We start from the raw sequence: 22,100 nt of genomic DNA on the forward strand, positions 1-22,100 counted from the left end.
GGAGTAAAGATGTTTGTCGAGCCGGTAATATTACAGCGGGACGATGTGCGCCTGGAGCCGCTGGCACTTGAACACGAAGCCGGCTTGCAAGCGGCAGCGGCTGATGGTGAGTTATGGCAACTGCGGGTCACCTCGGTGCCGACCGCAGAAGATACTCGCGGCTATATCGAGCGCGCCCTGCAAAGCCGGGCGGCCGGGCAGCGCTTTGCCTTTGCTGTAATTGAGGCCAGCAGCGGTAAGGTGCTGGGAACCACCAGTTACCATGACATCTTACCCGAGGTGAAACGATTAGAAATTGGCTATACCTGGTATGCCAAAAGTGTGCAGCGCAGCCACGTTAATACCTGTTGTAAGCTGCTGTTGCTTAGTCATGCTTTTGATACGCTGGGTTGTAATGTGGTCGGTTGGCGGACGGATAACTTTAACTTTGCCAGCCAGCGCGCTATTGAACGGCTGGGCGCGAAAAAGGACGGCGTGATCCGCGGCCATGCATTGCGGCGTGACGGTACTATCCGCGACACCGTCATGTATAGCCTGCATCAGGCAGAGTGGCCAGAGGTGCGCGCCCATCTGCAGTATTTACTTAGCAAGGCCAGGCTAACCACATCTTTAAGTGAGAACTGACAATCTCCATGAAACAATACAGTGGTCTGGTTACGGATAATATCGGATTATCAGGCGTAGTGGGCTTTTTGTTCACCACACAACAATCGGTATTACGATACATCGTTAAAGCATCGATGTTAGTACTGCTAAATGGTTTGCTGCTGTTGCAGTTGCTGCTATGGTTGCTACCAGAGGTGCCCATGTTGACTGATGAAGTCGATTTGGTTGCTGAGGTTTATACTGTTGTTCTGTTTGGTCCTTTTTTTGAAACGCTGATGATGGTGGTTATCTTTTGGATTATCGGCTGGTTTACCAAAAATCTGTTAACAACGGCACTTATTAGTGCACTAGTTTGGGCTTTGTTGCACGGCATATCTTTCCCAATTCAGGGCATAATCAATTTCTTTAGTTTTTTTGTTTATTCGATAGCTTATCTGATCTGGAGACCACTCTCATCTTGGCGAGCGTTCGGGATAACGAGTGCTATTCATATGATTAACAATGCTGTTATTGTGTTGCTGGTATTTTTCCTCGAATAGAAGAAGGCGCTATGGCAAATTTAGAACAGGTGTATCAGGCGTTACGGCCGCTGCTGGCGCAGCATGCTGCTGTTCTGGTAGTAACGCATGATGAGCCAGAGCAGTTATATCTGGATACTGCCTTTTTGCAACAGAACAAAAAGCCACTGTTTTTCGGTGCGGTGCAACTAAAGAAAAACTATGTCAGCTACCATTTGATGCCGATTTATCTGGCGCCCGAACTGTTAGATGGTATTTCAGCGGCGTTGCGGGCGCGGATGCAGGGCAAATCCTGTTTTAATTTTAAAACCGTCGAGCCTGAGTTATTTGCAGAACTGGCCACCTTAACAGCGGCTGGTTTGGCGTATTATCAGCAGCAGGGCTATTTGGGCTGAGCCAGGACACCAAGGCTTTGGTTAAGGCCTTAAAATAGCTATTTTTTTAACCACAATCTAAGGATCAGACTATGCAAGGAAAATGTCTATGTGGAGCCATTACTGTTAGCGCGCCTGAGCAGCAACAGATCGATGTCTGCCATTGCCAAATGTGTCGCAGATGGAGCGGTGGTCCAATGTTAGCGGTGCACTGTGGCTCGGCGGTGACCTTTAGTGGCAGCATAAAACCGGCGGTTTATCAGTCCTCAGATTGGGCAGAGCGGGGCTTTTGTCCGCAATGTGGCAGCCATTTGTTCTATCATCTGTTGCCGGCAGATGAGTATATTTTACCCGCTGGCTTGTTTGAGCAGGCTTTTCAAATGCACAGCCAGATTTTTATTGAACAAAAGCCTGATTACTACGAGTTTGCCAATCAAACGCCGACTCTGACCGGCGCTGAAGTATTTGCACAGTTTGCCGCAGATCAGGGCTGAAAAGAAAAACGGCCTGCAGAGCAGGCCGTTATCTGGTAGCTAATCTTAAACCACCTCCATAAGAGGTGGGTTTTTACTAGAAGTTTAAACTTACAGTAAAGCTGGCAGTGCGGCCGGCACCAATCAGATAAGCGCCTTCGCTGCCACCGGTAATGTAGTCTTTGTCGGTCAGGTTATTGATCACAAAAGCTAAATCGATACCGCTAAAGAAGCTGCTGTTATCCAGGTCCTTTTCGTAACCCAGATAGGCATTTAGCAGGGTGTGGGTAGGCAGTTTGTCGCGGTTCCACACTTCGCTGCCGTCGCTGGCAAAGGTGTGTTTTGCGGCACCAAAATAGCTATCGACATACTTAGCACTTACACCAGCACGGTAGTTGCCATCGTGATAGTTCAGCGCTAATGACAACATTTTCTCCGGAATACCCGCCAGTTTATCGCCTTTACGGTAATCCCTTACCAGTACCGGAGCACCGGCCGGCGTGGTTTTACTGGCCAGTACATCTTGCGAGTACTCGGCACGGTTAAGCGTTAAAGAACTGGTCAGGCTCAGGTTTTGGCTAAGACGCCAGTCGAGGCTGCTTTCCATACCGCGGGCATTAACACCACCGACGTTGTCAAAGTTACCATCACCGGCGGCCAGATAGTTAGGCGTACCATCGGCTGCGGTGGCATAACGCAGTAATACCACCCGATCGTTAAATTTGACATTATAGATAGCGGTGGAGAAGCTAAACTGCTGGCCGAAATAGCGGATCCCCAGATCCATATTGGTCGCCGTTTCCGGCTTCAGGTTTTGCAGCTCGGCTGCCGCCTTGCCTTCGAGGATACTGTCGGCAATGGCTTTAAAGTTCTTCGAATAGCCGGCAAATAGCTCCAGATTGTTGTTCAGGGCATAAACCACACCGGCACTGGGTAACACGGATGAGTTACTGTCAATTTTGTCCTTGCCCTTACCATTTAAGTTGTCGGTACGGCTGATATCGACCAGGTATTTTTGCACCCCAAGGGTTAGCTGCAGATCACCCAGAGTGATTTGATCCTGCAGATAGAATTTGGCGACGTTGTGTTTATAGTCGTCGTCAAAATGTACCCAGTATGGCTGAGCATTAAACTCGTAGGAAACCCGCGGATCGATCACATCATGCCAGTCGCGGGTTTGGTTACGTTGCTGTGATTCCAGCCAGACACCACTGCGCAAACGGTGGTTATCCAGATCCCAGGTCAGGTTAGCAGTAGTACCGTAGCGGGTTTTATCATAGTGGGTGTGCCGGTATGATGACACGCGCTTGGCACCCGGCTGGTTATTATTACCATCCAGGATCGGAATGCCGGCGGCGGTAACATGGGTATAGTTTTGACGACGGACACCAGCGCCTTTATTCAGGCGGTTGCCGTTGGCGTCAGTGGCATACACCTGAAACGGTGGTAACCAGTCACCGCGACCATTTTGCAGGTGCAGGTAAGGGGTAATATCCAGCTCCAGATTATCCGACAGATACCACTCGGTTTTCACATAAAACAGCGTATTTTCACGCAGTGTAGACCAGGCTTCAGCAAAGTTTTGATCGATTTCCGGATCACCGGTCCAAACGGTGGTTAAGCCATCCCAGCGAGGCGTGCGTTTAAAGTGCGCCAGAGAAACCGGCTGATAGTTGTCTTCATGTGCATCGTCATAGGATAAACGGGTCGTGATGCGCGCTTTATCCAGTTCTGTGACGGTTTTTAGTTCTACGTGCAGGCGATCTGCGTGGCCATTACTGCCGGTGCCCATCCAGCGATTATTAAAGCTGTCTGACACGCTGAAATAGGCCGTGGTGTTGCCGATCTGGCCTGTATCATAGCGGGCAAAGTAGCGACGGGCATTATGGCTGCCGCTGGTATAAGCAAAGCGGGCACCGGCTTCGGTTTGTGGATTATCAGAGACAAAGTTTAGGGTACCGCCCAAGGCATCCAGTGAGGCGGACGCAATATCGGCGCTGCCCTGACCAACTTCAACCAGACGGGTGTTCTCAACATCCAGATAGCGGTTGGCTTTGCTACCACCTGCGTAGGCCGAGCCGCCATTCGGGATACCGTCTATAGTAATGCCCAGTTGCTGGTCGGCGCGGTCAATGACAAAGCCACGCATGCTGATGGTAGTGGTGTAATCATCGCTACCAAAGGCATCACCCTGACCAACGTTAATGCCGGGTAAATTATTAATCAGATCCATTACGTTGCCAATTGGCGCCTGTAACAGCTTCATATTTTCATCCGTAGTGTTATTGGCATAGCTAACGCGCTTACCCAATACAGAAATCACTTCTACGGCTTTTTCATCGGCCAGTCCGGCATCCTGTGATGCTGCTTGTGTCGTGGTTTGGTCGGCCAGGGCTTGAAAGCTGAGGGCGCTGATCACCGCCAGGGTGAGCAAATTGACGTTAAAATGTCGCACGGTATTCTCCAGAAGCGCTTTATGGTTATAGGTTCCGTCATACTGGTCAGCCCAGTATGACGGAGGCTAAGTGTGCCGCTGGAATGTTACAGAAAAGTTTAAATTGAATTTCAGTTTGATGAAATATTTACTAAATATGCAATGTTATAACATGCAGTTAGCATAAAAGGTGGTGGTGGCAGGCCAATCTGAAAACACGCCAATCACCCCGACCTGTTGTGCCAGCACGTCGAGCAGTTGCAATGTCATGCTATCGTCACTGGTAATGCTGCTGATAGATTGATAGTACCAGCCGCCACCGGCAGCCAGTGGGCCTGAGCGCTCCAATGACCAGGTAATGAGCTGTAAGCCGGCGGCGCGTGCTGCTTTGGCATAGGCGGAGGGGACCAGTTTGCCATTTTCGACACTAACCAGCACCCATAGCGGTGGCGCTATGATATTCAGGCCCTCGGCCTTTAACTCGCTAAAGCTTGGGCTGAGTTGTTCCGGATGCGCGGGATCATAGTGCTCAGCGTCAACGCGATCATCCAGAAACACGGCTTGTTTGGCAAACTCCGGTTCATGTTTAAGCCAGTAACGGATATCCGCCAGTTGAAAGGATTGCGGCCATACTTCGGAAGGTTTCACGCCGGCTGCTTTATATTCGTTAATCAGTTGCTGAGCATAGTCTTGCTGACTGTAGTCGCCTTGATATGGCATAGCGACTTCCGGTGCTTTTAGCTCTGGCGTCATCATTACGCCGTGTTGCTGAAACAGCGCGATACTTTCCTGATGGGTCAGTGGCGCGCTGCATTGCTGATACAGGGTAGTACGCCAGTCCGGGCTGCCGTTCAGGTAATCGGTTACGTTATCAGCCTGAAGATTAACACCATCCATTTTTGCACAAAGGCTTTTGTATTCAGCGAGGCTGATATCAGAGGTGCAACATTTGGCACTGGCGGTTTGGCCGTCGCTTGCCGGGGTAAAAGGTGTGCTGCATTTAGCGGCCAGCTCTGGGCGCAGCAGGATATCCGTCGTCTGGTGCAGGTCACACTGCGCATGCCGGCAAACCAACTGTTTATCCGCAGTAAAGGTGACATCACATTCCACAATGCCGGCGCCCATGCGGATCGCCGCCAGGTATGAGGCTTTGCTGTGCTCAGGAAACTGCAAGGGTGCACCGCGGTGACCAATTGAAAAGGGGTGGCGTTTCGCCGGTTGCTGTAAACAGGCACTAAGCTGCTGTTTAAGGTCACCTTCAGGCAGTAAGTCGGTTAAATAGCCGGGGCGGGGGCCTAACTCGGCCGCCGCCAGGGTAAAGATAAAAATTGATGATCCGAACATAAGAGATTGCAATGCTGATTAGCGTGTAAAGCAAGCTTAAGCCAATAAGGTGACATTTCGATGAAAAACCACCAGATATTTCGCTTAAATTAACCAGATGATTACAATTCGGCCAGGTATTGTTGTAACGGTGCCAGCTCCAGTTGGAGTGCCGTACTCTCCTGATCTGCCCGGTAACTTTGCAGGACGGCATAGTCCAGCTTACCCAGGGTCGCCAGATCCCGAAATCCCGGGTTATGATGACCTTCAGGTACAAACTCCAGGATCCGGGTACCCGGAGCACACCAAAGCAGGTTAGTCAGGGCTGCGCCATGTGGTGCTATTACCACCGCGGCCTCGCTGAACAGCTGCTGTTGCTCTGCGACATTGAATGCTGAGCAACTGATAATCTCAAAATGATGCTGCTGTAGCAGGCTGATGATCTCAGCTTCATTGCTTAACTGACGTTTCGAGGCGTCCAGTCGGGCAATATATAAGCGACGTCGTGCCGATTTTGCCGGATTAAAATGGCTTAGCTCACGTAACGCATGATTAAGCCATACCGGCGTGCGGTAACTGCCTTTGGCGCGCAGCGGCAGGATCAATTCAGCACAACGCAGGTGGCTGTATGCTGACAAGGGGACGACCTTGTTTAAATCGATCCCACATAGCTCCAGTATTTGCTGTTGCCAGCGACAACCACTATAGGGCAGCAGGATGTGATCAAGCTGCGCTAGCTCGACGCCGGCACGCTGAGCAAACCAGAGGTCGGCCATCACGTCAGCCCAGAAATGATAGTAGTTATTGCAGTCGTCGTAATAGGCACCCAGTAAGAGCGAGCGACCAGTCAGTTGCTGTGGTGTCAGCGATACTTCACGCATGCGGCCGCGTAAAAATTTACCCCAGAACCCCTTACGCCGGCCATGTGGTAGGGTTACGCCGCGGCGGGATAAGGCATAAATTTGTCTGGCATGGGGGTCTTGTGCCGCAAAATGCTCGCCGCGCGGTTTAATGGCGATAACATGAGCCGCTTTGGCTGATAATAAGCCTGCTGCGGTTGGTACCTCAGGTCTGTCCCATTGTAATTGATTATTGTCCAATGTCGGGGTATCGAGGATCTGATCGACAGTGGCGGCCATTTGTGGTTGCGGCTGCCAGGCAATACCTGCCAGATTAACAGCACCGGTGTCCTGCTGTTGCCAGGATGCCAGTCTATTTAAAATACGTAATAACAACACTCAGCTCCTTGCCTGCGTTTTGGGAACTTAAAATCCAGAAGTACCTTGGACTGCAACGCAGCTATCGCCGGCCATAATGCACCGGCGAAACTGAATCTTTACTGAACCTTAACGCAGAGGTAACTTTGCTTAGAGTGGATCAGGCGAGACTAACGTCAGACTAATACTTTGCGTTTCCTGATTAATGTCGCTGATTTTTACCTGTACCTGTTGTCCCAGCTCAAACCGTACTGTATCACCCTGATAGCAGCGGCCTTCTTCCCAGTTAGCCGTAAGCGGGTTTTGCTCGTCGTTGATGCTGGCCAGGGCGATAAAGCCCTGAGCGCCGTTTTCCAGTAACCGTAGCCGGATCCCGGCGCGGTTGATATCCTGAATTTCACCGGTAAAGGTTTGGCCGCTGTCGATGGCGCTGCTTAAAAACTGGCAATATAGCCAGTCGGCGATATCACGCTCGGCCCGGCGCTGAATTTTGCGCTGCTCTGCCAGGCGTTTGGCGAGTTCTTCTGATGGCGCCTCTGCCGGGCGTTGCAGCAGTATGGCTTTGAGTAAGCGCTGATTGACCAAATCACTGTATTTACGGATCGGCGAGGTCCAGGTGGCATAGTGTTCAGCGCCCAGGCCGAAGTGCGGCGCCGGAGTGATACTGACGCCGGCATAAGCCTGGTAGCGGCGGATCCGGTTATCCAGATAAGGCGTGGGTAGCTGATCCAGCCAGCGACGCAGCTGACAGAACCCGGAGAGTTGCGTCAACGCTTCACCCTGCACTGGTGCAGCAAAGCTGGCTAGCAGCTCATTGAGTGGGTTAAGTTTGCTGCTTTCAAAGCCGCTGTGGCTATTAAAGACACCAAATCCCAGCTGCTCTGCCAGATAACGGCCACAAGCCTGGTTGGCGGCGATCATCGCTTCTTCGACCATCACATTGGCAATACGGCGGTGTTCGGCGTGAATGGCGATCACCTGACCTTGCTCATTTAATGCAAAGCGGTAGTCCGGCTTATCCTGAAAAACGATGGCATGGGTTTTACGCCAGTGCTGGCGGGCTTTTGCCATCGCACAGAGACTATGCAGTTGGCTGGCCATTACTTCAGAGTCAGGTTGCCAGTCACCAGTGCCGCTCAGATAATCAGACACCAGCTGATAATCAAAGCGTGCCTGTGAGCAAATGGTGGCCAGCTGAAACTCTGGCGCCGAGCCGACGCTGCCATCTTTTAGGATCTGCAGGCGTAACACCAGTGCCGGTCGCAACTGGCCGGGGTGCAATGAACAGAGCTCGTCGGCCAGTTGCCGTGGTAACATCGGTACATTGCGACCTGGCAGATAGGTCGTAAATAGCCGCTCGGCGGCAATGCTATCCAGCGCTGAGCCAGCATGGATATAGGCATCCGGATCGGCGACCGCCACCTGCAATAACCAGCCCTCGGCCGTTTCGCTGATTGCAATGGCATCATCCATATCCTGGGTGCTACTGCTGTCGATGGTAAAAAACGGCGTGGCGCTAAGATCGGCGCGTTCCAGCTCAAGCTGGGCTAATTCGCCGCTAAGTTCAGGCGCGGCTTTAGGTAAATTATGCCGGGCCAGTACCACTAACCAGGGCGCGTTGGCATCGTCGGCTTTGGCAATCAGCTCAGTCACCTCGACCAGAAACTGCTCGTCTTTTAAGGCATGCTGCACCAGGCTGGCTTTAACCCAATCGCCTTCACTGAGTGCTTTATCTTCCAGGCCATTTACCGCCTTGGCTTTTAAGGCCTCTTTAAATAACGGTAGGTCGGGAAGTACTTGCAGACGATTTTTAAAGCGTTTTACCCGACCGACAAAGTGGCTCAGACCACTCTCTAACAGCGCTTCCGGCTCGGCCTGCGTTTTATCATCGGTTTCACGGATCACAGCCGTAATGCGATCGCCATGCAGCAGCTTTTTCATCAGTGGCGGGCTGATAAAGTGACTTTCTTTATCACTGACTTCCAGAAAACCAAAGTTCTTGGCGGTGGCTCTGACCACCCCCTCTTTAACGGGCAGCGATTCACGCAGTTGCTGTTTCAGCTGGGCTAACAGCGGGTTATTTTGCAGCATAGATTCTTACTCTGTCCAAATTCGCCGCCATGATACGGGGTTATGCCGGCGAAGCCAACCGGTGCGTATTGTTGCCGGCCTGGCCGCAAGTCGGGCTTTTCTTTTCGGTAAATTTATGGTTAATTAAAAAGGCAAGACCAAGATACAAACTTGTCGGAGTGCATCAGGGCGATATTGCCCTGAAGCTGAGACCGCATTGCGGGATCCGTTGAACCTGATCAGGCTAATACCTGCGAAGGGAACAAGTAGTGATTATGTACCAGCTGACCAGCGACGAATACCGAGGCTTACAAATCTCTATTCTGAGTTGTGTCATCTGATAAGTAACGCAAGAGCTGCTGAATAGCAGTTTGATTTTGCTGCTGACACTTAATCCTATCCAACACTCCTGACAAGCATTTTCCCTTAACTTTTTGGTGAGATTGCTATGTCAACCACAGAATTATTTACCCCAGAATCACAAACAGCCCCAACTCAGGCGACATCTAACCTTGTTGAGTCGGGCATATCGTCACGTCGCGCACAGCGCCAGGCGGCACGCGATTTTATTGCTCAGCTGCAAGGCGAGGCCTATCCCAATTCGAAGCGCCTTTATTTATCGGGCAGCCGGCCAGATATTCAGGTGGCAATGCGCCAGATTATGCTGGCTGATACGGTGGTTGGTGGCACGCCCGAGGCGCCCATTACTGAGCCGAATGAAGCGGTGCCGGTATATGATACCTCAGGCCCTTATGGCGATCCGGGCGCCAGTATCAGTGTTGAAGATGGCTTAGCGCCGCTGCGCCTGCCGTGGATTTTAGAGCGACAGGATACTGAACAACTGAACGGGCTAAGTTCGCGTTTTAGTCAGCAGCAACAGTTGGAAGCGCCAGTGCCGCATCGGTTAAACCGGCAACCTTTGAAAGCCAAGCCGGGTAAAAGGGTTACGCAATTGCATTATGCCCGCGCCGGTATTATCACCCCGGAGATGGAATATATCGCCATTCGCGAGAATATGGGCCGCGATCAGGTTAAAAGTGCCTTGTTAACGCATCAACATCCGGGGCAGCCCTATGCCGCGGCCTTGCCTGCGCAAATCACAGCGGAGTTTGTCCGCGCCGAAGTGGCCGCTGGCCGGGCCATTATTCCGGCCAATATTAACCACCCTGAAGCCGAACCGATGATTATCGGCCGCAACTTTCTGGTAAAAGTGAACGCCAATATCGGTAACTCGGCCGTCACCTCCAGCATTGAAGAAGAGGTGGAAAAGCTGGTGTGGGCCACGCGCTGGGGCGCCGATACGGTAATGGATCTGTCTACCGGGCGCGATATTCATCAGACCCGCAGCTGGATCATCCGCAATAGCCCGGTACCTATTGGTACAGTGCCAATTTATCAGGCGCTGGAAAAAGTCAAAGGCGTGGCCGAAGATCTGACCTGGCCGATTTTTCGCGATACGCTGTTAGAGCAAGCCGAACAGGGCGTTGATTATTTTACTATTCATGCCGGGGTGTTATTGGCTTATGTGCCAATGACCGCCAAGCGCCTGACCGGCATTGTATCCCGAGGTGGCTCGATCATGGCGAAGTGGTGTTTAACGCATCAGCGCGAAAATTTCTTATATGAGCATTTTCGGGAAATTTGCGAAATTTGTGCTGCTTATGATGTGTCGCTGTCGTTAGGCGATGGCCTGCGCCCGGGCTCGATTTATGACGCCAACGATGAGGCGCAGTTCTCTGAGCTGGCGACCCTGGGAGAGCTGACCAAAATCGCCTGGGAGTACGATGTACAGGTGATGATTGAAGGCCCGGGCCATGTGCCGATGCATTTGATTAAGCAGAATATGGATGAGCAGCTGAAACACTGCCATGAAGCGCCATTCTACACCCTGGGACCACTGACGACCGATATTGCTCCGGGTTATGATCATTTCACCTCGGGCATTGGCGCCGCCTTTATCGGTTGGTTTGGCTGCGCCATGCTCTGCTACGTGACACCGAAAGAGCATTTAGGCCTGCCCAATAAAGAGGACGTGAAACAGGGGCTGATTGCCTACAAAATAGCTGCCCATGCTGCGGATCTGGCCAAAGGGCATCCGGGTGCACAAATTCGTGATAATGCGATGTCGAAGGCGCGCTTTGAGTTTCGCTGGGAAGATCAGTTTAATCTGGCGCTGGATCCGGCAACTGCCCGTCAGTATCACGATGAAACCTTACCGCAAGCGTCGAACAAGAGCGCGCATTTTTGCTCAATGTGTGGCCCGAAGTTCTGCTCAATGAAAATTACTCAGGATGTACGTGATTATGCAGCCACACTCTGAGTTGATGCCGCAGGCGGCTAAGATGAGCGGCAATAAAACCGCGGCAGCTAAAGCGATTGTCTGGTCTATTGCCGGCTCTGACTCGGGTGGCGGTGCCGGCATTCAGGCGGATTTACTGACCATGCGCGCCTTTGGTGTGCATGGCTGTAGCCTTATCACTGCAATCACGGCGCAAAGCTCGGTAGAAGTGGCGCGGGTGGAGCTGGTATCTGAACAGATGCTGGCCGCGCAGTGGCAAACTTTACTGGCCGATTTACCGCCAGTGGCGATTAAAGTGGGTTTGGTTGCGAGTCAGGCGCAACAGCGGCAACTGGCCGAGTTGTTCTCAACTCTACCCAAAACGATACCGATCATTATCGATCCGGTACTTATTGCCAGCTGCGGTGACAGTTTATTGCCCGAACAACAGCAACCCGGCACTTGCTTACCCGAACTTTACCGCTATGCCAGTTTGCTCACGCCTAATTTGCCCGAGTTAGCCGCCTTAACCGGCTTGCCTGTGGCGTCGCCAGCACAAATCCTCGCTGCCGCCCAAACATTGTTAACGCAGGGCGTTGCCGCGGTCTTGGTTAAAGGCGGTCATGCCAGTGGCTGCCAACATCTGGCACTGGATTATCTGGTGACGGCGACAGAGCAAGCCTGGCTGGCCAGTCCGCGCATCACAACGCCGCATAACCATGGTACTGGGTGCAGTTTATCTAGTGCTATTGCCAGTGCGCTGGCGCTGGATTATCCACTACATGATGCTATAGTGCTGGCTAAAGCCTATCTTAACCGTGCTCTTGCGGCGGCCTATGCAACTGGCCGGGGAGCCGGCACCTTAAGCCACTTGCCATTGCCTATTGCCGTCGAACATTTTCCACTTTGGCTTAATACGGCGCAGGTACAGGCGCTGTATCAGGGGGCGAGCTTAGCGGATTTAACGCCACCATCCGCCGCTTTTGCATCTTTAGCGCAACCGGAAATGGGGCTGTACCCGGTGGTTGATTCCGTAGCCTGGTTAAAGCGGTTATTACCGCTTGGGGTTAACATCATCCAACTGCGAATTAAAACAGCTGATCAGCAACTGCTTAGCGCTGAAATCGCGGCAGCCATTGCACTGGCTAAGCAGTATCAGGCGCACTTGTTTATAAATGATCACTGGCAGCTGGCCTTGCAGCTTGGCGCCTATGGCGTGCATCTGGGGCAGGAAGATTTAGCTACTGCCGATCTGCCTGCCTTACAGCAAGCGGGGATCCGGCTGGGCGTGTCGACCCATGGCTATGCCGAGTTGCTACGCGCCAAAGCGCTACAGCCGTCTTATATTGCGCTTGGGCATATTTTCCCAACCAAAACCAAGCAAATGCCCTCGCAGCCACAAGGCGTGGCCAGACTGGCGCAGTATGTACCCTTGGCAGCACCTTATCCAACGGTAGCGATTGGCGGCATTAATCATGATCGTGTAGCGGCGGTGTCGGCTACCGGGGTAAATAGTATTGCGGTGGTAACGGCTATTACCGAAGCAGCCGATCCTGAACAGGCAACCCAACAGCTAATGGCGTGCCTGGCGCAAGCTAAAAATAGGATGCAAGCTCAGCAAGTGATGCCTGCGTCAGCCTTGACGGTAAGCAAAAAGCCGGCCGATGTAAAAGATGAGGTAGACGCCATATGCCTGGACTAACGCCAGCCCAGCAGCTGCGCTATAGCGCGCAACTGCTGCTCCCGGAAATGGATGAGAGCCAGCAATTGCGATTGTTGCATAGCAAGGTGTTGATTATTGGTTTAGGCGGTTTAGGCAGCGTGGTAGCGTCCTATTTAGCCGGAGCTGGCGTGGGGCATTTACTGCTGGCCGATGATGATCGCGTCAGCTTAAGCAATTTACCCAGGCAATTATTGTATAGCAGTGCCGAGGTTGGCCAGTTAAAGGTCGATGCTGCCAAAGCGCGGTTACAGGCGCAAAACCCGGAGCTGGTCATTACCCCTCTGGCTGCACGCTTAACCTTGTCTGATCTGCTGGCGCTGTTACCTGAGGTTAATCTGGTATTGGATTGCACTGATAACGCCAGCAGCCGCTTAGCGATTAATCAGGCCAGTTATTTACGGCAGGTGCCGCTGATTAGCGGTGCCGCCAGTGGTTGGCAGGGGCAGCTATTGGCGCTTCAACCCTGGCTGGGGCAGGGCTGCTATCAATGCTTATACCCCGATTGGCAGGATAGCCCCAGCTGTTTACAAAGCGGCATCTTGGGGCCATTAGTTGGCATGGTGGCCTGCCAGCAAGCGCTGCTGGCGCTTAAACACCTCTTGCAAATAGGCGATGTGTCCTTTGGCCGCTTGCACTGTTTTGATGGTCTGCACGGCCAGAGTAGTCAGTTAAAGCTGCAACAGGATCCGGCATGTCCGATCTGTGCCGCCGGCGACAGCTGACCTTTTTCGCCCTAATTCGATTAAAGAGAGCAAACACGATGCTGATTTATTTTAATCAACAACCTTTTTCATTAACGCCGCCTTGCACTGTGGCAGAGTTTTTGGCCGGGCAACAACAACTACGCCCCGGTATCGCGGTTGCCATTAACCAGCAGGTGATCCCGTGTAGTTGCTGGGATACTCAGCCGCTTAACGATGGCGATACGATTATGCTGTTTACTGCCATAGCTGGAGGGTAAATATGGCCTATCAAATAGCAGGACACACTTTTCAATCACGTTTACTAACCGGCACCGGTAAATTTCAAAGTGCTGGTTTAATGCAGCAAAGTTTAGCAGCCAGTGGTACCGAGCTGGTCACCATGGCGCTTAGGCGGGTCGATTTGATGACACGTCAGGATGAAATTTTACCGGTGCTTAGCGCACTGGGCGTTAAGCTACTGCCAAATACCTCTGGTGCTTGCACCGCCGAAGAAGCAGTGTTTGTGGCTGAGCTGGCGCGTGAAGCACTGCAAACGCACTGGCTAAAATTAGAAATTCACCCTGATCCGCGCTATTTATTGCCCGATCCCATTGAAACGCTTAAAGCCGCTGAATTGTTGGTGGCCAAAGGCTTTGTGGTGTTGCCGTATTGCGGCGCCGATCCGGTGCTGTGTAAACGTTTAGAAGAAGTTGGCTGCGCAGCGGTGATGCCACTGGGCGCGCCCATTGGCTCAAATCAGGGCCTGCAAACCCGCGATTTCTTGCGCATTATTGTTGAGCAAAGCCGAGTACCAGTAATAGTTGACGCCGGTATTGGTGCACCAAGTCATGCCAGCGAGGCGCTGGAGTTAGGCGCTACCGCGGTATTAGTTAATACCGCCATTGCCAGTGCAGCGGATCCTATTGCTATGGCGCAAGCCTTTAAACTGGCGTGCCAGGCCGGGGAGTTAGCCCAGCAAGCTGGTTTAGCTGCCCGTCAGCAACAAGCCGTAGCCAGCAGCCCGTTAACGGCCTTTTTGGAGAGCCTATGACAAGCAATGCCTTAGCCGATGCAACCATGGCGAATGATGCGCAAGCGCTGCAGCTTGAGCCCTGCGGCTTTAGTTTGCTGCTGGCCAGGCAAGATAGCCAGCAGTGGCAACAAAAAATTATGCAGGCCGATGCAGCTGCGGTGCAGCGCGCTTTAGCGAAAAATCGCCGTGATCTGGATGATTTTGCAGCGTTAATTTCACCGGCGGCAACGCCTTTTTTAGCGCAGATGGCTAGCCAGGCACAGCTGCTTACCCGCCAGCGTTTTGGCCATGCGCTGCAGTTTTATATTCCGCTGTATTTATCCAATTTATGCGCGAATGATTGCAGTTATTGCGGTTTCTCGATGAGTAATGCGCTAAAAAGGCGTACCCTGACTCTGGCTGAGGTCGAGCAAGAATGTCAGGCGATTAAGGCACAGGGCTTTGCAACGGTATTACTGGTCGCCGGCGAGCATGAAAAAAAAGTGGGGCTGTCGTACTTTAAGCAGGTGCTGCCGGTGGTAAAGCGCTACTTTAGCTATGTACTGCTAGAGGTGCAGCCGCTGGCCAGCCGTGATTATGCTGAGCTCAGGCAGTATGGACTGGATGGCGTGTTGGTGTATCAGGAAACCTATGATCGCCACGGCTATGCCAAACACCATATAAAAGGGAAAAAAATGGATTTTGACTGGCGCCTTGCAACGCCAGAGCGACTGGGGCAGGCCGGGGTTGATAAAATAGGCCTTGGCGCTTTGCTAGGGTTAGGCGATTGGCGGCTGGACTCGTTATATCTGGCTTTGCATCTGCGTTACCTGCAGCAGCAATATTGGCGCAGCCGCTACAGTATGTCGTTTCCACGACTGCGACCTTGCGCCGGTGGCTTGGCCGATCAGGTGTTACAGCAACATCAATCCGATACCCTGATCAGCGATAAACAATTGGTACAACTGATCTGCGCCTGGCGCTTATTTGATCCTGAACTTGAACTCAGTTTATCCACCCGGGAATCGGCGCATTTTCGGGATCATGTGGTGCCGCTGGCCATTACCAGTATCAGTGCCGGCTCCCGTACTGCCCCCGGCGCTTATGCCGATGTAACGGCTAGTCTGGAGCAGTTTAGCACCGATGATCAGCGCTCTGCCGCTACCGTGGCCGAAGCAATGCAGCAGCGGGGCTTACAGCCGGTGTGGAAAGATTGGGAAAAAGGCTTGTGTCGCAGTACTTAGAACTTATTATTGCGCCTCAGCCATCAGTTTTAAAAACTCCAGTCGCTGCAACTCACTGGCGTCGGGTCGCCAGGGTTCGTCTGACAACAAACCTAAGCCATAAAATGCAACCTGATATTCAGCTTGCACACTTTTGCCAAATCGGCTGCGCTCACCTGGCGCGGGCGAACGGCGTTCGACGGTAAAGGTATTCAATAAATAGGGGCCTTCTATACCGGCCAATACGGCTTTATAAGCGCGCAGTAACAGTGTGGCTTCGCCTTCGGCTAAATCGGCACTGCTGACTAAATGAGCCAGCGGCTCGCCCTTACTGCTAAACAGATTGGCCCTTACGCGATAGGTCCCGGCGGCACTAACTTCTAATTGCAGTGGGATCACTAAATCAGAGCCCTCAGCATAACCATCTTTTACACCGATGATTTCCGCGCTCGGTTGTTGATAATCGACACCGGTTTGTAAGCGATGCGGCTGACCATTGGCGCGAAACGCAACTTCAAGCCTTAATTCGCCTTGCCAATCCTGCTCTGCACTGAGGATGGTGCTGAAACCTTGCTCGTTAGCCTGCATGGTGCTTTCGGTTAACCTTTGCCCGGTGTCTTCGGAATACAGGCTAACCGTAACCTGGCTGGCATCAACACCTGCCACGGTTAGCACTACCTCAATATCTTCGGGATAAATAAAGCGATATTGCGGCAAAACAATGGCCGCTTGGGCGCCATTTTCTAACGGCACTTGCTGCACCACATACTGATTTGGCGTGAGCAATTGTACATCGTCCCGGGTTAATGGACGCGAGTAGGGTGGGTAGCTAAGCTCTTGTTCATAAGCCGCTGCAATATATGCAAATTGTTGTGGCAAAGCCTCAGCGATATGCTCGGTCACGGAAATGCTCTGGGCGCCAGCGGGTGTCGCAGCCGTGTTTGAGCTTTGCTGTTGCTCATCCATTCTAACGTTACGCGCTGGCGTATCGACAGAATGAGTGGGCTTAGCTGCAGGCCAAAGCACTGCAACCAAGCCAAGGATCACGAGGGCTGTAATAAAGCCAAGGCGTTTTTTCATCGCTTAGCCAAACTTCCGTTATTGAACTGCTTGATAAACCAAAGGTGACATAGCATGCCGCTCTGAACCATTGACTACTCGGTAGCTCGAGGCAAAAATCCACCAGCCTCGGGTTTGATCGGTACTGCTAAAGCGCACCGCACTTTGTGTGGTGAGGCTCACGCTATTGCGGGCAACGGTAATATCGCCTTTTCGCTGCTGGCCGATCACGGCGTTGTGACTGTAAGCATCGCTCATTAACATCGGATAATGCAGCGGCATAAAATTAGTCACCCCAAGGTTCTGGCTGGTGATTTTACCGTCAAAGGCGACAGCTCTGGAGCAACTTTCAAAATTGCCAGCACTGGAAGCCCCACAGCTGGAATGACTGGCTACCACACCGTCATCAGTACCTGGTAAGAACAGCCCGGTTGTCCCTAAGAAATCAGAAGCCGCACCGACAAAGCGTAACCTTGGCACCCGGCTATCTGGAAATGCTGAAAGTTGCCGCGCTGTATTAACGCGTAAATCGTTTAATACTCCAACATTATTCGCATTGGGTATTTGTCCCAGCCATAACGACAAAGCGAGTTGCAAAGTGCGGTCAAATAAGCCGCTGCCCGTGGCCACATTCACCGCTAAATCCGCCAGCTCTGAGCCACCCCCGGCACCGGCGAAATCCAGCGTTGCTACAATATTTAACGGGCGTAGGCCGGCGTTTTGTAGCCACAGGGCCTGGTTATCCAGAATATAGCGTGTTACTAAGTCGCCAGTTGAGTGGGTAACAAAAATACAGCCAGGGTTACAGATATTCTGCCGCGAAAGTTGCTGTAGCTTCGGCCAGATATAGTCGGTGGCAATGCGACCGGTAATTCGCTCTTGTGACGGCCAGTCTATCCGCATCTCGGCATGATTAGCCCAGAACTCGCTCCAATAGGCCAGGCCATTGGCTGCCACCTGATTGGCATTAGGGCGACTTGCCAAATTATCCGGCTGAAAGCCATGAACTAACACAACCGGGTAACCGCCAACGGCTGCCTGGGCTGAAACGCTAACTAAGCTGGAAAAAAACGCTGCACCTAACAGCTTTTTAAACCTGGTCATAAAGGATCCTTTTGTTGATATTCTTGTTCTTGTTTGCAAGGGATTACCCTACTCAACAATTGGGTGTGCCCCTGATCTGCTACCTTATACCTGAACTTACCACCATGTCAGGCTTGTTTTACCTTAAATTATCAATTAAATAATGCAACAGGCGGATTTAGGTAAAGTTGTTAATATCAGCAATATTACTCTGGATGGGTGTTTGAATTTTGCAGCACGATAAATCGTGATGGCAGCTATCTACTGCCAAAAGTAGGGCTGAAAGGCCAGTAAGTTTTAACAAGCGTCAGTCGGCGTTTAAAGTAATCACTCAAAGTTTTTTTTAGTTTTTGGGGATATTGCGTTTGTTTCAGTATTAAGCAGAAACCGGGCAACCATGCCACCCTAAGAGCAGCATGGTTATTAGGTGACGTTTTTGAACTCAAGCTGCCACTTGTCTGGCTTGCTGGGTTAATTGTACCAAGGCTTTACGCACCTCTTGCGCGGTAAAGCAAGGCGCAGCAAAAGGCACAAAGAACAGCCGTTCTGCCTGCATAAAATGGCAACCATCCGGATAAACAGTCAGCATCCTGGCGACACCCCGCTGGCCACTGTGCTGCAGGGTAATCAGCTCGCAGGCATCGGCATGATCTTCATTCATATGCACGACCATCGCCAGCTCATCCCGCGCTTGCCAGGCCGGCGCGGCCTGTTGCCATTCTTGCTCGGTTAGCCAGAAAATCTCGCCAAAACCACCGATAAAGCGGATGTGTTCTACCGGCATTTTCCAAAAGTAGAAATCATGGGCTTGCTTGTAGGCCTCTGCAGCCGGAAATAAGCGAAAGTAACGCCCTTCGTACTCTGCCGCTTGCTCGTATGTGAGTTTTTGCGCGTGGCCATTTAAGGTTAAGCGGGCTTCCGTATTCTGATCGCCGGCACTGGCCTGATGATACAGTGTGATGCTTAAACGGTTATCGTGCTCCAGATTGCGAGCATGTTGGGCAATATCGGAGACATAGAAGATCACGTCACCGGTATCGGTCAGCATCACTGTTGAAACAGAACCAAAGGGAGCGCCTTGCAGTTTATGGGACAGGGTGGAAAATACCGCACTTTGGCATTGCAGTGCTAACTGACGGGCGGCTTTCGCGGCGTTAATACGTTCTTGCATCATGACTCCTGAAAAACGGTGTGGTTAGAGTAATTCGGTATGAGGTTCGGAAAAAATCATCGGGCAGGCAAGCCGCGGGTGGCGACAAACATGCATCTTGGTTTGGTAAAGCTCGGTTAACGGTTGTTCAGCCAGCACCTGCTCTGGCGTGCCAAGGGCTCGAATATGCCCTTGGTCTAGTAACAGCACCTGATCAGCGTAGAGCGCCGCTAAATTTAAATCGTGCAGCACCGCGATCACTAAGTTACCGGCTTTGGCAAAGGCACTGATTTGCTGTAAACAGCGATGCTGTTGGTGCACATCTAAAGCCGCGGTGGGTTCATCCAACAGCAGCAATTTGGGTGTCGCTAGTGTGTTATCTACTTGCGCCAAACAGCGAGCAATATGGCTACGTTGTAATTGGCCACCAGACAATCTGCTTAGATCCCGCCCTTGTAAATCAATAAGGTTAAGCTTTTTCAGCCATTTTTGGGCAATCTCGGCCGACTGCTCGGTGCTTTCTTGATAGCCAAAACGGCTTAAACAAACCAGCTCTTGCACAGTTAAGCCCGCTGGTGAAATCGGTTGCTGGCTTAATACCGCCCGTTGTTGCGCTAAAGCTGCTGCCGACCATTGATTAAGCGGTTGCTCAAACAAGCTGATCTGTCCCTGAAAAGGCAGATCCAAGCAAAGCGCACTTAATAAGGTCGATTTACCGGCACCATTTTCGCCCAGTAAGGCGACAAATTGGCCCGGCGCAAAGTCCGCGCTCAGCGCCTCAATAACCAGGCTATTGCCTCGTTTGACCGACAGCTGTTGTATTTTAAGCATACAACCTCTGTTTTTGTTGCAATAAAAGGTAAATAAAGAACGGCGCACCCAGTAACGCAGTAATAATGCCAATCGGCAATTCTGCCGGCGGTACGGCCATGCGCGCCAACCAATCGGCGAGTGCCAGTACCAGTGCGCCCAGTAACATCGCAACCGGCATCAGGCGTGGAATGGCTGCACCGACTAACAAGCGGGCGATATGGGGGATCACCAAACCAATAAAGCCGATAATCCCGGTTAGTGCCACAGCGGCACCGACGCCCAGCGCCACCAGCACAATAAGTTCGCGCTTTAAACGCCGCACATTTACGCCTAAATAACGGGCTTGCTGCTCGCCGAGCAACAGTAGATTAAGGGCTTTGCGCCGATACCAGAGCAAAGCACTGCATAAGCCCAAGCTAAGAAATGCCAGCGGCAGCGGTTGCCAGGTTACGGCTGCAAGTGAACCCATCTGCCAAAAGCTCATTAAACGCAAGGCATCGTCCGAGGCATAAAAGCTGAGTAAACCTATGACGGCGGCGGCTAAGGCATTAATGGCTACGCCACAAAGCAATAGGGTAGCAACGTTAACACCACTGCTGCTGCGGGACAGCTGATACACCAGTAACGACGTGATTAAGGCGCCGCTAAATGCCGCGGTACTGACCCAGTAATGCCCGGTTAGTCCCAGTTGTGGGCCAAGTGCAATCACCAATAACGCCAGCATCGCTGCGCCGGCGGCAATACCGATTAATGAGGGATCGGCCAGAGGATTGCGACAGAGTGTTTGCATGGCGCAGCCGGCCTGCGCCAATACCGCACCGACTATCAACCCTAACAATAAGCGCGGTAGGCGTAATTCGGTGACCACATTTAATTGCAGTGCAGAAAAGTCCTCACTAAAACCTGGCCACCACCAAGCAAAGGCTAGGCGCCAATCGGTGAGTACCGCACCACTGCTCAGTGCCAGTACAGCACAAGCGAAAATAGCCAGCACTAACAGCGTAATAATTAACGGAAAACGTAGCATTATTGACCTAAAGCGTGTTTTGCGGTTTTTTGCAGACCAGTGTCAGTGCCTGAGTTCACGCCAGCCGTGTCCTTTAAGTTAACTCGCGTTGCGCTGGGCTGAGCGAGCCTTGACTGACTTGTTGCTGGCGTTAAAGCCGTTTGCTGGCCAAACTGGTACAGTTGCTGAATAGCCTCGCCAATGCGGCTGGTCATGCCCATCGACAGCAAGGAATCCATAACCAATACGCGGCAGTCTTTGGCGGCAGCCAGCATCCGTAATTCCGGTAACTGACAAAAGGCGTTAAGCCCACCCGCACTTTGTGCCACATGCTCCGGCACGACCAATAAATCGGGTTGTTGCAGCATCAAAAACTCAGCAGAAATCGGTTTAAAGCCATTATGCGTGGCTAAATTTTGCATAGCGCTGTAGTGAAACAACAGATCTGGCACGGTTTCGCTACCGGCAACTATCACCCCGCGGCTAGAGGCCTGCAGGACAAACAGAGCCGATAAAGGTTTTACTTCAGTCTTGGTGGCAGGCAGCACGGGTAAGCTCTGTTTAATCTGGTTAATTAGCGCCGTGGCTGCCGCTTCTTTCTGCAATTTAGCGCCGAGCAACCCAATAAACTCATAGAGTTCAGCTAAATCACGCGGTTTGGCAAAGTGCTCTACCTTGATGCCGGTATTACGCAGTTGGCTTAGCGTCGCGGCAGGGCCGGTGCCTTCCAGCGCCCATAATTCGGTTGCCCCAGTGGCAATAAGTGACTCTGCCGATAAGCTGCGGTAATAACCAATACTGGCTTTATTGGCCGCCGCCGCTGGGCTGGTACTGGACGTATCCACCGCCAGTAGCTGATCGCCAGCGCCTAAAGCAAAAATAATATCCGTTAGCGTACCACCAGCACTGGCAATCTTGGCGTTGGCAGGGGGATTACTTGTTGATACATCGTTATTGGCGTGCGCATAAGGGGGTAACTGACTGAGTAAACACACGCCTAGTAAGAGTTTAGGAAAACAGCGTAATAATGAGCTAAACATGCTAATACCGATACA

At 51.9% G+C, this 22,100-nt stretch carries 20 protein-coding genes and 1 riboswitch; of the genes, 10 read left to right on the top strand and 10 right to left on the bottom strand.

The genetic code is table 11. The annotated features are described in order from the left end of the window. Positions 1–9 precede the first annotated feature (9 nt). The 4 genes from H1D31_RS07445 (at position 10) to H1D31_RS07460 (ending at position 1,992) form a co-directional block, all read left to right on the top strand. Positions 10–624 (top strand): GNAT family N-acetyltransferase, encoded by a 615-nt coding sequence (locus H1D31_RS07445; RefSeq protein WP_261257381.1) that lies wholly within the window; start codon positions 10–12, stop codon positions 622–624. 8 nt (positions 625–632) lie between these two features. Further along, entirely contained in the window at positions 633–1,145 is a 513-nt protein-coding gene (locus H1D31_RS07450) for a hypothetical protein (RefSeq protein WP_261257384.1), read from the top strand. Positions 1,146–1,156: 11 nt separating this feature from the next. Continuing rightward, positions 1,157–1,519, top strand: a complete 363-nt coding sequence (locus H1D31_RS07455; RefSeq protein WP_261257386.1) for a hypothetical protein — start codon at positions 1,157–1,159, stop codon at positions 1,517–1,519. Positions 1,520–1,590: 71 nt separating this feature from the next. After that, positions 1,591–1,992: a GFA family protein gene (locus H1D31_RS07460; RefSeq protein ID WP_261257388.1), complete on the top strand. Its 402-nt coding sequence runs from the start codon at positions 1,591–1,593 to the stop codon at positions 1,990–1,992. Positions 1,993–2,068: 76 nt separating this feature from the next. Here H1D31_RS07460 and H1D31_RS07465 read toward each other — a convergent pair whose 3' ends face one another. The 4 genes from H1D31_RS07465 to H1D31_RS07480 all read right to left on the bottom strand — a co-directional run bounded on the left by H1D31_RS07465 (position 2,069) and on the right by H1D31_RS07480 (position 9,036). Then, positions 2,069–4,426 carry a TonB-dependent receptor gene (locus H1D31_RS07465; RefSeq protein WP_261257390.1) on the bottom strand — a complete coding sequence of 786 codons (2,358 nt, stop codon included), beginning with the start codon at positions 4,424–4,426 and terminating at the stop codon, positions 2,069–2,071. Between the two features lie 144 nt (positions 4,427–4,570). Beyond that, the gene (locus H1D31_RS07470) at positions 4,571–5,749 is read right to left on the bottom strand and encodes a glycerophosphodiester phosphodiesterase family protein (protein WP_261257392.1); all 1,179 of its coding nucleotides are present in this window, start codon (positions 5,747–5,749) and stop codon (positions 4,571–4,573) included. Positions 5,750–5,850: 101 nt separating this feature from the next. Further along, on the bottom strand, positions 5,851–6,966 hold the full coding sequence (locus tag H1D31_RS07475) for a glycosyltransferase family 61 protein (protein ID WP_261257394.1): 1,116 nt from the start codon (positions 6,964–6,966) through the stop codon (positions 5,851–5,853). A 129-nt stretch (positions 6,967–7,095) separates the two neighbouring features. Then, a complete protein-coding gene (locus H1D31_RS07480) occupies positions 7,096–9,036 on the bottom strand; it encodes an exoribonuclease II (protein ID WP_261257397.1) in 1,941 nt (646 codons plus the stop codon). A gap of 144 nt (positions 9,037–9,180) precedes the next feature. Then, positions 9,181–9,294: riboswitch (TPP riboswitch) on the top strand. Positions 9,295–9,541: 247 nt separating this feature from the next. Between H1D31_RS07480 and thiC the strand changes: the two genes are divergently transcribed. Genes thiC through thiH form a run of 6 tightly spaced genes read left to right on the top strand, consistent with a single transcriptional unit; the run spans position 9,542 to position 15,955 of the window. Further along, complete coding sequence (gene thiC / locus H1D31_RS07485; protein WP_409976789.1) at positions 9,542–11,335, top strand: phosphomethylpyrimidine synthase ThiC; 1,794 nt, start codon at positions 9,542–9,544, stop codon at positions 11,333–11,335. Beyond that, positions 11,319–12,995 (top strand): thiamine phosphate synthase, encoded by a 1,677-nt coding sequence (gene thiE, locus H1D31_RS07490; RefSeq protein ID WP_261257403.1) that lies wholly within the window; start codon positions 11,319–11,321, stop codon positions 12,993–12,995. The genes thiC and thiE overlap by 17 nt, the downstream gene beginning before the upstream one ends. Then, positions 12,983–13,738 carry a HesA/MoeB/ThiF family protein gene (locus tag H1D31_RS07495; RefSeq protein WP_261257405.1) on the top strand — a complete coding sequence of 252 codons (756 nt, stop codon included), beginning with the start codon at positions 12,983–12,985 and terminating at the stop codon, positions 13,736–13,738. The genes thiE and H1D31_RS07495 overlap by 13 nt, the downstream gene beginning before the upstream one ends. 38 nt (positions 13,739–13,776) lie before the next feature. Further along, positions 13,777–13,977, top strand: coding sequence for a sulfur carrier protein ThiS (thiS, locus tag H1D31_RS07500; RefSeq protein ID WP_261257406.1), 201 nt, complete (start codon positions 13,777–13,779; stop codon positions 13,975–13,977). 2 nt (positions 13,978–13,979) lie between these two features. Continuing rightward, positions 13,980–14,750 (top strand): thiazole synthase, encoded by a 771-nt coding sequence (locus H1D31_RS07505; protein ID WP_261257408.1) that lies wholly within the window; start codon positions 13,980–13,982, stop codon positions 14,748–14,750. Continuing rightward, the gene (thiH, locus tag H1D31_RS07510; protein WP_261257410.1) at positions 14,747–15,955 is read left to right on the top strand and encodes a 2-iminoacetate synthase ThiH; all 1,209 of its coding nucleotides are present in this window, start codon (positions 14,747–14,749) and stop codon (positions 15,953–15,955) included. Before H1D31_RS07505 ends, thiH begins: the two co-directional genes overlap by 4 nt. A 6-nt stretch (positions 15,956–15,961) precedes the next feature. Here the strand turns inward: thiH and H1D31_RS07515 are convergent, their stop codons facing one another. The 6 genes from H1D31_RS07515 to H1D31_RS07540 form a co-directional block, all read right to left on the bottom strand. Further along, positions 15,962–17,014 carry a hypothetical protein gene (locus H1D31_RS07515; protein WP_261257412.1) on the bottom strand — a complete coding sequence of 351 codons (1,053 nt, stop codon included), beginning with the start codon at positions 17,012–17,014 and terminating at the stop codon, positions 15,962–15,964. Positions 17,015–17,032: 18 nt separating this feature from the next. Continuing rightward, on the bottom strand, positions 17,033–18,097 hold the full coding sequence (locus H1D31_RS07520; RefSeq protein WP_008610352.1) for a hypothetical protein: 1,065 nt from the start codon (positions 18,095–18,097) through the stop codon (positions 17,033–17,035). 421 nt (positions 18,098–18,518) lie between these two features. After that, positions 18,519–19,247, bottom strand: a complete 729-nt coding sequence (locus H1D31_RS07525; protein WP_261257414.1) for a HugZ family protein — start codon at positions 19,245–19,247, stop codon at positions 18,519–18,521. 24 nt (positions 19,248–19,271) lie between these two features. Then, a complete protein-coding gene (locus H1D31_RS07530) occupies positions 19,272–20,057 on the bottom strand; it encodes a heme ABC transporter ATP-binding protein (protein WP_261257416.1) in 786 nt (261 codons plus the stop codon). After that, entirely contained in the window at positions 20,050–21,066 is a 1,017-nt protein-coding gene (locus H1D31_RS07535; protein WP_261257418.1) for a FecCD family ABC transporter permease, read from the bottom strand. Before H1D31_RS07535 ends, H1D31_RS07530 begins: the two co-directional genes overlap by 8 nt. Next, a complete protein-coding gene (locus H1D31_RS07540) occupies positions 21,066–22,085 on the bottom strand; it encodes a hemin ABC transporter substrate-binding protein (RefSeq protein WP_261257420.1) in 1,020 nt (339 codons plus the stop codon). The genes H1D31_RS07535 and H1D31_RS07540 overlap by 1 nt, the downstream gene beginning before the upstream one ends. Positions 22,086–22,100 lie beyond the last annotated feature (15 nt).

Origin of the sequence: Alishewanella sp. BS5-314 (assembly GCF_025377695.1) — a bacterium.
Taxonomy (GTDB): Bacteria; Pseudomonadota; Gammaproteobacteria; order Enterobacterales; family Alteromonadaceae; genus Alishewanella; species Alishewanella aestuarii.